At 37.3% G+C, this 11,838-nt stretch carries 9 protein-coding genes; all 9 read left to right on the top strand.

All coding sequences use genetic code 11. The features are described from left to right. Positions 1-32 precede the first annotated feature (32 nt). Positions 33-1,712, top strand: coding sequence for a capsule assembly Wzi family protein (locus QZ576_RS06380; protein WP_297095237.1), 1,680 nt, complete (start codon positions 33-35; stop codon positions 1,710-1,712). Between the two features lie 75 nt (positions 1,713-1,787). Continuing rightward, on the top strand, positions 1,788-2,594 hold the full coding sequence (locus QZ576_RS06375; RefSeq protein ID WP_297095235.1) for a glycosyltransferase family A protein: 807 nt from the start codon (positions 1,788-1,790) through the stop codon (positions 2,592-2,594). Between the two features lie 41 nt (positions 2,595-2,635). After that, the gene (locus tag QZ576_RS06370; protein WP_297095233.1) at positions 2,636-3,820 is read left to right on the top strand and encodes a hypothetical protein; all 1,185 of its coding nucleotides are present in this window, start codon (positions 2,636-2,638) and stop codon (positions 3,818-3,820) included. Further along, entirely contained in the window at positions 3,817-4,644 is an 828-nt protein-coding gene (locus QZ576_RS06365; RefSeq protein WP_297095231.1) for a glycosyltransferase family 2 protein, read from the top strand. The genes QZ576_RS06370 and QZ576_RS06365 overlap by 4 nt, the downstream gene beginning before the upstream one ends. An 8-nt stretch (positions 4,645-4,652) precedes the next feature. Then, entirely contained in the window at positions 4,653-5,390 is a 738-nt protein-coding gene (locus QZ576_RS06360; RefSeq protein WP_297095229.1) for a glycosyltransferase, read from the top strand. 2 nt (positions 5,391-5,392) lie between these two features. Further along, a complete protein-coding gene (locus QZ576_RS06355) occupies positions 5,393-6,277 on the top strand; it encodes a glycosyltransferase (RefSeq protein ID WP_297095228.1) in 885 nt (294 codons plus the stop codon). Positions 6,278-6,403: 126 nt separating this feature from the next. Further along, positions 6,404-8,836 (top strand): SLBB domain-containing protein, encoded by a 2,433-nt coding sequence (locus QZ576_RS06350; RefSeq protein ID WP_297095226.1) that lies wholly within the window; start codon positions 6,404-6,406, stop codon positions 8,834-8,836. A gap of 76 nt (positions 8,837-8,912) precedes the next feature. Beyond that, entirely contained in the window at positions 8,913-10,037 is a 1,125-nt protein-coding gene (locus tag QZ576_RS06345; RefSeq protein ID WP_297095224.1) for a hypothetical protein, read from the top strand. 143 nt (positions 10,038-10,180) lie between these two features. Further along, on the top strand, positions 10,181-11,602 hold the full coding sequence (locus tag QZ576_RS06340) for a capsule assembly Wzi family protein (protein WP_297095222.1): 1,422 nt from the start codon (positions 10,181-10,183) through the stop codon (positions 11,600-11,602). Positions 11,603-11,838 lie beyond the last annotated feature (236 nt).

Here is an 11,838-nt window from a genome sequence, read left to right as displayed (position 1 = left end):
TTAAGTATTAAAAGTATCCCAAATCCATCAAAATGAATACAAAATACTACAAACTTATTTTCTTCCTTATCCTATTGTTTATAGGCTTAGAAAGTAGTTTTGCCCAATCGTTATCATTAAATAAGCAAAATCTAAATGACTATTATCGTCGTCAGCAATTACTGGGTAATGTGGATTCTACCATTTCTTTTGTTTCGCGGCCTTTATTTTCTGAAGCATTGAAAAAGGATGACATTTTCGATCCTGAAAAAACATTAAAATATTCTAATCTGAACAATTTCGACAGTAACTTTGCCTTTCAAAAACAAAGAGGAGAATTTAGCTTACTTCCTGTAAGCCTCCTCAATCAATACAACAGTCATCACCCGGAAGGAATTAATGACGGTTCAATGATTCATGCCCGGGGTGCACAACTGCGAGCCGACCTGGGATTTTATTTTAAATACAGCCTGCTCAGCATAACCTTTAACCCGGAGTTTGTGTATGCGCACAACAAAGCATATGATGGTTTTCCTTCCGGCTATACTACTACACTAAATATGCAATTCCCGAATTCAAAAGGAACTATTGATTTACCGGAACGAACTGGTGGTTTTCATTATAACAAATTCTTTTGGGGCCAAAGCAGTATACGTTTAACATATAAACCTGTATCAATAGGTTTGTCTACTGAAAACATTTGGTGGGGACCGGGCTATAAAAATTCATTGCTTTTGACCAATTCTGCTCCTGGCTTTGTACATCTTACCTTAAACACAGTTCGCCCTATAAAAACGCCAATCGGTTCTTTCGAAGGACAAATTATTGGGGGCCGGCTGGAAGAATCAGGCTATACTAATGGAATGCCGGATGACTGGCGCTATCTAAATGCCATGGTATTCAGCTACCAGCCCCGTTGGGTACCCGGCTTGTTTTTAGGCTTCACCCGAAGTTTTATGACTTATTCAGAAGATATGGGGTCTGGAGTTGCCGATTATTTGCCGGTACTTAGTTTTTTGACAAAAAATACCGGAGGCTCCAATAGCGATGTAGATAGTCAGAGGCAAGATCAACGAATTTCTTTTTTTGCCAGATGGCTTTTCCCTGAATCTTATGCTGAAATTTATTTTGAATACGGCCGGGAGGACCATTCCTGGGATATGCGCGATTTTTTAATGGAACCTTCACATTCGGCAGCTTATATATTTGGAGCACATAAAATACTTGGACTTAAAGGAGACCGCTATTTTCTTGTTCGTAGTGAAACCACTCACATGGCTGCAAATCAAGTAAATATAAACAGACGACGGACTTATAAAGAAACCACTGGCACCTGGTATTATCATTCGCAGTTGAGACAAGGATACACGCACAAAGGCCAGTTAATCGGTGCAGGAATTGCCCCCGGCAGCAATACACAAACTATAGAAATCAGTTGGAACAGAGAACTGAAACAAGTGGGGATAGAATTTGAACGTTATGTGCATAATAATAACTTTTGGCATGAATATATTAAGGATTTTAGGGCCAACTGGGTTGATTTAAGCGGTACTTTATTTGCAAATTGGGATTATAAAAACTTTCTTCTTACGGGTAAAATTAAATTTGTAAATTCAATAAATTATCAATGGCTGTATGAACCGACATGGGCAGAAATTCAGGCCAATTATTGGACACATACTAACAATACTTTTAACATGCATACACAGCTTGGCATAACCTACAGGTTTTAATAGCACATGAGATTATCATGTTATATAATCAGTAGATTAAAAACAATTAAAACTACCAATTTAACGACTTTGTAAATGCATATACCACCCTTGATTTCAGTTATCGTCCCTTGTTACAACCAAGGAGAATATCTTGATGAATGTCTGGAGAGTATTCATTCGCAGAGCTACAATAATTATGAGATTATTGTTATAAACGATGGAAGTACTGACGAGCTAACGAACAAAATAATAAGTAAAATTTCGCACCCTAAGATAAAAGTACTGCAAACTACAAATCAGGGGGTTTCAAGTGCTCGTAACCACGCCATAAACGTTTCATCAGGAAAATACCTTTTGCCTTTGGATGCTGATGATAAAATTGGAGTAGATTTTATTCAAAAAGCGGTAGAAATACTGGAGAAAGACGATGACATTAAGGTGGTAAACTGTGACACTAAACTGTTTGGAATAAAAAATGGAATTGTTCGTTATGAAGCTTATTCATTGGAAAAACTGCTGGCAAAAAACATGATGACCGTTTCTTCCGTGTACCGAAGAAGCGATTTTGACCGCACCAATGGTTACAATACCAATATGAAAGATGGTTTTGAAGATTGGGATTTCTGGTTGTCCTTACTTAAAAACGGAGGGAAAGTTCATAAAATTAATTCAGTAGGCTTTTATTATAGAATTAAAAGAAAATCCAGAAACAGTCAATTAAATGCGCATTTCAAAAAACTTCGAAGACAGATTTATAAAAATCATAAAGAGCTGTATGCAAAACATTTGCTCGACCCCCAGGAATCTTTTGAGTATGAACTAATTACTCAGTCGCATGAGTATAAATTAGGAGTATTTCTACTAAAACCTATACGAACAATTTATCGGTTATTTCATTGATTAATAATACAACACATCTGTTCAAAAACAATTACAACACATTGCTATACCTCTGCATAGCCTTGTTATTTCTGGACGTAATTATCGATCCGAGCAATAAAATATTTCAGAGTAAATATGTTTTATTTCTGGGAGTATTTGTGCTATGGTTTCCACAGCACTACAAAAATATAATAAACCTCTCGAAACAATTACTTTTTGCAGTAACATTCATTGGCTTTTTTATGCCTTTTTATGCCTTATCAGTTGGGCTCTTTAATAACTTTGCCACCAACAGCTCGATGGCCAACCTGGTTTACCTTAACTCTTTTTTCTTTTTTTTCCTGTTACTTGTAATCGTAACTGAAAACATCCAACTCCGTCCTGTTCTTAATGTATCTGCAATACTGCTTGTTGTCGTTACCGCATTTTCCTATTTATTACCGCTGTTTAATCCCGGCTTTTTTGCGAAACTATATGCTTTTTTTGTGATGGAAAAAGAAGTTGCCGTTTATGCACTTCGAAATTACGGTGGATTTACCCTTTTAATGGTATTCTACAAAACATCACCAATATTAGTATTCCCGCTGGCTTATTCTCTGCACCGGGTATTGATTCTAACAACTAAAAAAAACAAAGCCGGGCATATCGTATTTATATTGGCACTGTGCACCACACTATTTCTATCAGGTACGCGGGCAAATATCTTATCCATGGGTTTAATCGTGCTTTTTTACATCCTTTTTTATGCCTACAAAAATTCGAAGCCTATAGCTTTGCTTGTGGCATTTATTTATTTAGCCGGTTTCTTTTATGGAGCAAATATTCTGGCAGAAGTATTTTTAAATCGTTCTGAAGTTTCCAATCAGGTTAAGCTGGGACACTTGTTTTCCTATATAGAACATTTTTCAGATCATTTAGGTATTTTGATCTTTGGCCAGGGTATTGGCAGCACCATGTACACATCGGGCATAAACAGTGTTGTTAGCGTAACCGAATTAACCTATTTCGAACTAGTACGGGTTTGGGGAATACCTGTTTCAATTGTCTTTGGTCTAATCCTGCTTCTTCCTGTTTATCATGAAATAAAAAACAGATCAATAAGTCACCTTTTTATTGCCTACATCGCGTATCTGTTTATTGCAGGTACCAACCCTCTCCTTTTAAGTTCTACCGGAATGCTTGTGTTGGTTTATGTATTTTCACAAACCTTTTTCTCGACATCCTATAACAAAAGATTAGAATGAAGGTAGAAATATTACTCGCTACGTTTAACAGCGAAAAATACCTTCCGGAGCTCTTGGAATCGTTGATGGAGCAATCGTATACAGACTGGAAACTCTTGGTACACGATGATGGTTCACATGATCGAACTTTATCGATTTTGAGAGATTTTGAAAAGAAACAAGACAGAAACATCAAAATATATATCAGCAAACAGCAATTAGGTCCAAAGCAGAGTTTCGAATATTTATTAGAAAACAGTTCTGCTGACTATATGATGTTTTGCGATCATGATGACGTTTGGTTACCACATAAAATTAAAGAATCATTAGCTTGTATTGAGCAACTTGAACAAAAATATCCCGATAAACCGGCTTTGGTTTTTTCGGATCTGGTAGTAGCGGATGAACAGCTTAAAACGATTCATTCATCATTCTGGAAATATTCGAAAGTTGATCCCGATAATGTTTACAACTGCTATAAACTTTTGATTAATAATCCGGCACCAGGCTGCACTTTTATTATGAATAAACAGGTGAAAAAACTGGTATTACCATTTCCGGAGCAAGCCAGAATGCACGATTGGTGGATTCTTCTGAAAGTAGCAGAATCGGGTGTAATTGCTTATACAAAAAAACCGGGCTTGTTATACCGGCAACACTCAACAAACAAAATTGGTGCAGAGGCTATTAAAAACAACTATCTTTTATCGCGTGTTGGTGATTTATCGGTTACGTTAAAAAGAAATATGGAAAGTTATCGAATGATGAAATGTTTGTCAACCAATTATTCAATTTTCAAACTTTTCTATTACAAACTGCGCATCTCGTTTTCAAAACTCCTGTAAAACCAATAATGTCTATTTCGGTTTGTATACCAACCTATAACGGCGAGCAGTTTATAAGAGAACAGCTCGATTCAATTCTCAATCAGACACAGGTTGTTGATGAAATTATTATTTCAGATGATTCCTCAAGTGACCGTACTGTTGAAGTTATTCAGTCATATAACAACCATAAAATTAAATTATTTGAGAAACAAAAGTTTTCAAGCCCAATATTCAATCTCGAGTTTGCGTTAAAACAGACTAAAGGCGACTATATTTTTTTAGCCGACCAAGACGACATATGGATGCCCAATAAGGTGGAAGTTCTGGTAAAAGAATTAGCAAAATGTAAATTAGTGGTTTCAAACGGAGAGGTGATAAATCAGGCAGGAGAAATGATTGCTCCTTCATTATTTGAACTTTTTAACTCACGAAGAGGCTTTTTAAAAAACCTGACAAAAAATTCCTATATGGGATGTTGTATGGCTTTTCATAAAGATTTATTACCGATTGTTCTGCCTTTCCCAAAATCAATTGCTATGCACGATTTATGGATTGGCCTGAATGCCGAACTGCATTCAAGACCGGTTTTCTGCCCAACCAAATTAGTAAAGTACAGAAGGCATGATTTCAACAAAACACCGCTGGATGCCAACACCAACACAAATTCGTTGTTTTACATAATAGCGTTTCGGGTTAAAATGTTTTTACTTGTAGTTACACGCCTGATCAATATAAAATCTAAACTCCTTTTCGCTAATAGATAAAAATGGATATTCCTCACGTAGTTGTATTAATTCTGAATTATAATTCATGGAGCGCCACTGTTGCTTACATCCATCAATTAAAACAGCAACAAGGCATTCAGCTTTCCTTTTTGGTTGTCGACAATTGTTCCACAGATGAATCCTATAAAACACTAAGTCAGCATTTTGCCGATGATAATCAGGTAGAAATTATTCAATCAGATTATAACGGCGGATATGCTTACGGAAATAATTTTGGATTTAATTACCTTAAACAAAAGGTTGAAATAAACACTTTTGTTATTATAAGCAATAACGATATTTCTATTAAAAACCCGGAGCTAATAAGGCAACTTGTCGCCTCTTACAAACAATGCGACGAGATTGCATTTATAGCGCCACGAATGCATATTAATGAGCAGCCAGCCCGTAATGCTGCCTGGAAAATTCCCGGTTTTTCTTATGATGTTTTTACAGTTGTTGGATTTAACAGGGCACAAGCCAATGAAACTGTTTATTACGACTTTCCCGAAAATGAAGAGTTATTGGCAGTAGATTGCCTCACTGGTTCTTTCTTTATGGGAAAGTTAAAAACATTTGAGCAATTAAACTATTTCGACGAACGTACTTTTTTGTATGAAGAAGAGCGCATTTTGGGACTAAAAGTAAAAAAAGCCGGGCTTAAAAATTATCTGGCCTTACAGCTTAACTTTTTTCACGAAGATTCCTTGGTAATTAGAAAAGAAATTAATCGTCTGTCACAACTTAAGCATTTATTGCATAGCCGACTGGTTTTTCATCAATACCATGCCAATACAAATATCTTTTTACTTAGCTTTTTAAAACTATTTTATTCGCTTTTCCTGTTTGCAAAAAAGGTGCAGTTAAAATTCTGCAAGAGCAATTAAAATCCGAATTATTTTCAAGAACAGCAAACGACTACTTTATTGATAGAGATATTTACTACTTTTATTGCTCAGTATTTTAACATTTTGAATTTATTAACCAATACCTGAAAGCATAACTAATTTTATATGAGGATCAATATTCTTAAATATTCCTGTTCCATTCTATTGTTTTTATTCCTGGTGCAAGGAAAAATAATGGCCCAAAGCATAAACACAATGGACCAAAATGTTTCCGAAATAAAATCAAGCCAAATTTCTGATGCGCAGATGCGGGTGATTATGCAACGTGCCATTGAATCAGGATTGTCTCCCGACCAGATCGAATCCCTTGCCCGATCGCGCGGGATGGCAGAAAGCGAAATTGAAAAATTTAAGGAACGTGCTGAACGTCTTTACGATAACAAGTTAATGGATGAAGATAGTGAAGGAATAAAAATAAATACACGCCCGCAAGTGGATTATCCTGAAAGCTTGGAAGAACGACTTCCCCACTCCGCACCAACTCAGGTAAATACAAATTTTGGTTTTGCATTGTTTAAAAATACCGACCTTACCTTCGAGCCGAGTTTTAATGTTTTAACTCCGCGCGATTATCTGATTGGCCCCGGTGACTTGCTGAACATCGATATTTGGGGTGCATCGCAGCACAGTTACCAGGAAGTGGTTTCAAACGAAGGAAGTATCATCATTTCAAATATTGGCCCCGTATTCTTAAGTGGAATGAGCACCGAAGATGCCGGGAAAAAACTGGAAACGATTTTAAGCCGCATCTACTCAGGGCTAAAGGATGGTAAAACCTCGATGAAGGTTACGCTTGGTGCTGTTCGTAGCATTCAAATTAACATTGTCGGCGAGGTAGTTTTACCCGGCACTTACAATATTTCGGCAATGGCAACGGCGTTTAATGCCATGTACATAGCCGGTGGTCCTGACGAAAACGGATCTCTTCGTGATGTGCAGATAATCCGTAACAACAAAGTTGTTGCCCACATCGATTTTTATGAATACCTAATAAACGCGAAGCAATCCAACAATATTCGCTTACAGGATCAGGATATCATTTTTATTCCTCCTTATGAAAATCGAGTGTCGATAAAAGGCGAAGTAAAACGCCCCATGTCATTCGATATAAAAGTCGACGAATCGTTGGAAGATTTAATTGGTTTTGCAGGTGGTTTTACAGGAAATGCCTATACCGAACGTGTTAAAATTGTAAGAAAAACAGGTAAAGAAAAGCGCATTTTAGACATTGCAGCCGACTATTTAGATGCCATAAAATTAGAAAACGGCGATCAGGTGCAAATTGATGCTGTTTTAAATCGTTTCGAAAACCGGGTGTATATATCGGGAGCTGTTTTTCGCCCCGGAATTTATGCCATTGACGAAACTACTACCTTGAAGCAACTAATAACAAAAGCAGATGGTTTGCGCGAAGATGTATTTAAAGACCGTGTATCGGTTTTCCGTTTACAAGACGATCTGACAAGGGAGCATATTGCGGTGGATTTAAATAATCTGTTCGCTTCCAATCTTGATTTTACATTGAAACGAGAAGATTCTGTTCATATTCCTTCAATTCATGATTTACGCGAAGTACGCACCATTCAAATTGAAGGAGCAGTTAAACTTCCGGGTGTTTATCCTTATTCTGAAAATAGTAAAGTTGAAGATTTAATTATCCAGGCCGGAGGTCTTTTGGAAACCGCATCGACGGCAAATATCGAAATAGCCCGACGGGTATCTGACGATACGTCAACAGTTACTTCCGTTAAATTGGCCGATATCATTAAATTCCCGATCGATAAATCATTGGCGATAAGTGATGAGGCCTCCAATTTTGTGCTCAAACCTTTCGATCAGGTGTTTATCCGCAAATCTCCTGCTTATCTGCCGCAAATGCTGGTAAGTATCAATGGAGAAGTGAACTTTCCCGGAAAATACTCAATAACATCGCGCACCGAACGAATCTCCGATTTAATTAAGCGATCGGGAGGCATTACCACCGAAGCATACATTAACGGCGCCAGTTTAATACGGAAGAAAACTCTGGACAAAACGCTTACCGATAAAGCCATTGACAATATTACAATGGAAAAAGAATCGTCGAATAATATAAACATTCTCAGAGGTGAGTTTGATATTATTGCGCTCGACCTCGATGAAATTCTGTCCAATCCGGGTGGAAAAAGCGATTTGCTTTTACAGGAAGGAGATTCTATACGCATATTAAAATCACTACAAACCATTAAAGTTAGCGGTTCAGTCTACAATCCAAATGTCGTTCCTTTCGATAACTCACTTAGTGTGAAGGAATACCTCGCTAATGCAGGAGGTTTAACAAAACGATCGAAGCCCGGCCATATTTATGTGGTTTACGCAAATGGCTCAGTGAGAAAAACTGACAAAACTATATTTGGTCGAAAATACCCCGAATTGCGTGCAGGTGCAGAAATAATTGTTCCGAGTAAAGGCGAACGAAGAAAACTTTCTCAAACAGGTGCCATCTCGTTAGCTGCATCGCTCTCTCTTATTGTTGTTGCTCTAATCAATACGATGTGATAATGGAAACGGATCAGTAATAATCAAAGTAATTATTGATGAGACAAATTCACTGAAAATCTTTATCCAATCTGAAATGAGCGAAAATATAAATACAATAAATAAAAAGGATTACCTCGAAATAAAAGATCTGTTTAATCGGATAAAACAAAACCGTAGTATACTGATCAAATCAACCGCCATCGCCTTTTTTGTAGGTGTATTTCTTGTGGTTTTTACTCCGAAACTATATAAAACGCAAGTTAGTTTATTAGCGGAATCTAATTCAAATAGTCCGGCAAATGGATTAATGGGCCAATTGGGCAACCTCGCAGGATTAGATGTGGGAGGATTGATGGGTTTAGATATGGGCGGAAGTAACAGCAGCGCCTTAACGCCCGATTTATACCCCGAAGTGGTAAAAAGCACAACTTTTCTTATCGATATTTTACAGGAAGAAGTGTATTTACCCAAAGAAGAACTCACGCTACCGGTAAGTGAATACCTGCAGGAGCATACCAAACCATCCATCGCAGGCTGGCTGAGTTATGCTATTGGATTACTGAAATCAAAAGAAGAACGGCGAGTTATTCCTCAGAAAGAAGAAGGTGAACCACTTAACCTAACACAGGGAGATCTGAATTTGATTGAGGGATTAGCTAACTCCATAGAAGTTAATATTATTAAGTCGGAAAGTGGACTTACCAGTGGCGACAGTAAAATTATTCAAGTTAGTGTGGAGCAACAAGATCCATATGTTTCAGCGCTGTTAACTGAAAAAGTGATCGCCAGTTTAAAACAATACATTATTGATTATCATACCAGTAAAGAGAAAAAAGACCTTGCATTTATCGAGGCACGCTACAAGGAAGCTAAAGCCCGGTATTTTGAAAAACAGGAAGCTTTGGCAGAATACGATGACAGTAACGTAAATGTAATTCTGGCATCTGCAAAATCACGCCGCGATAGATTGGTTACTGAAACCACTTTGGCATCGAACCTTTACAAAGGATTGGCGCAAAAAAGAGAACAAGCACAAATTCTGGTTCAGGATAAAACACCTGTATTCACAGTTATAGAACCGGCGAAAGTCCCCCAACAAAAAAGCAAACCCAAAACAATTTTTACCATCATCAGCCTTTCACTAATTGGTTTGTTTGCCGGAACTTGCATTATTCTCTGGAAAGAATTCTTCAGTTCAAATCCTACAGAAACCATTTAATTATCCTCTCCAAATCCGATCATTCCATCTTGCTTAAGAATCATTACGCTTCCTGTAAAAGCTCTAAACTAAACATTTATTGACATATTCTGAAAAATTGATTAGGGATTAAAACTAACCCGAAAAAACTACGTTATAATCCTATGCAAAAACAAACCCGGAAAATATCATCGATATTTTTATTTTTTTTGCTACTCCCTTTATCTGCGCTATTTGCGCAGTCGGCAAAAGTTGAGTACAACAGTCTTGCCGGAACAAAAGACCAGCTCCCTTTTTGGTTATGGGCAAATCAATTGGGGCAGTTCGACCGGACCAGCAGTACAATTCAAAATCTCAGTATTAATGCTTTTCATCAGCAACAAATTGGTGACTCAAATTTCAGCTATAAAGCCGGAGTAGATCTTGACCTGCTTCTGGCAGACGAAAATGATATTCGTTTTACACAATTGTTTGCTGCACTTAGCTGGAAATTCCTTCAATTGCAAGTAGGTGCTTTCCCTGAAGATGAAGTTTATGCCGGACTGTCAACCACGAACGGCAATCTGGCAACATCGCGAAATGCACGTCCTCATCCACGAATAAGAGCAGGTTTTAATCGTTTTGTTCCTATATTGGATTGGTTCTCGATAAAAGGTTTTTACGAAGAAGGCCTTTTAAATGACAATCGATACGTAGAAGACACGCATTTACATTACGGAGCCCTTTATTTGCGTTTTGGTAACCCGGAAACCATTCAGATTACCGCTGGTATTGATCAGATGGTAATGTGGGGCGGAACACACCCTGAATACGGAGAATTACCTGGTTGGGACTCCTACTTCAAATACATGACAGCCAGTGCAGGTGGCGAAAATGCCCTAATATTTGATCAAATAAACTCAATGGGAAACAGTTATGGGGTTTATCAAGTTGAATTAAACAAAAACTGGGAAAAACTACATGCAACATTATACGTCAGCCATCCTTATGAAGATCACTCCGGAATGGAGTTTGTTAATTTTGAAGACAACCTGATAGGAATTCACCTTGATTTTAAGAGAGAACAAGCTCTCTTTGAAAATCTGGTATTGGAATATTTTCATACCAAAAACCAAAGTGGAAATTTTTACTTTGAAGACTTCAATAACGGACACAGCACGAACCGAGGTAACGATAATTATTTTAATCATGGTATCTATCTTTCAGGTGTTACTTTCGATAAAATGGCGATTGGGAGTCCGCTTTTTGCACCGGTATTCGTTGAAGATGGAATAAGTAAAGGATTTGAGAACAATCGTTTTTCAGGATTCCATGTTGGAGCAGACGGTTTATTCTCTGAGGTTTTGCACTGGAAAGGTCTATTGACATATTCTAACAACTTCGGACTGTATAACGGGCTAGGAGGTACGACTTACGATCCGTCGCGCCGACAAACATCCGTATTATTTAACCTCAGCTGGAATCCGAAAAAGAAAAAAATTGGTATATCTGGCTCTTTGGCATTTGATCGTGGGAGCCTGTATGATAACGGAAATACCACAACGCGATTGGGAACAATGTTCTCTGTTTTCTATCGTTTAAACTAAGTTATGAATGAATTTATGTCCAAAAAAACTACTCTCAAATTCACCTTATAGCATAAGAAACACCCCACAACACCCTCATTATATGAGACTAATAACACCTGCACTAAGAAATTATTATAGATAATAAAATATAGCTAGGAAATGAAGCTTTTCTGTTTATTTTATATACTTTTGACTTAACAACATACGCAAACAATCCAGTTCTAGAAACTTAGCAATATTTTATGATTAAAAGT

The sequence above is a fragment of the uncultured Draconibacterium sp. genome (genome assembly GCF_913060805.1).
Taxonomy (GTDB): domain Bacteria; phylum Bacteroidota; class Bacteroidia; order Bacteroidales; family Prolixibacteraceae; genus Draconibacterium.
This window is presented reverse-complemented; position numbering and strand designations above follow the sequence as displayed.

Excerpts from the sequence above, each read along its gene's own strand:
- QZ576_RS06380 (WP_297095237.1), top strand. The coding sequence starts at position 33 with ATGAATACAAAATACTACAAACTTATTTTCTTCCTTATCCTATTGTTT.
- QZ576_RS06375 (WP_297095235.1), top strand. The coding sequence starts at position 1,788 with ATGCATATACCACCCTTGATTTCAGTTATCGTCCCTTGTTACAACCAA.
- QZ576_RS06365 (WP_297095231.1), top strand. The coding sequence starts at position 3,817 with ATGAAGGTAGAAATATTACTCGCTACGTTTAACAGCGAAAAATACCTT.
- QZ576_RS06360 (WP_297095229.1), top strand. The coding sequence starts at position 4,653 with ATGTCTATTTCGGTTTGTATACCAACCTATAACGGCGAGCAGTTTATA.
- QZ576_RS06355 (WP_297095228.1), top strand. The coding sequence starts at position 5,393 with ATGGATATTCCTCACGTAGTTGTATTAATTCTGAATTATAATTCATGG.
- QZ576_RS06350 (WP_297095226.1), top strand. The coding sequence starts at position 6,404 with ATGAGGATCAATATTCTTAAATATTCCTGTTCCATTCTATTGTTTTTA.
- QZ576_RS06345 (WP_297095224.1), top strand. The coding sequence starts at position 8,913 with ATGAGCGAAAATATAAATACAATAAATAAAAAGGATTACCTCGAAATA.
- QZ576_RS06340 (WP_297095222.1), top strand. The coding sequence starts at position 10,181 with ATGCAAAAACAAACCCGGAAAATATCATCGATATTTTTATTTTTTTTG.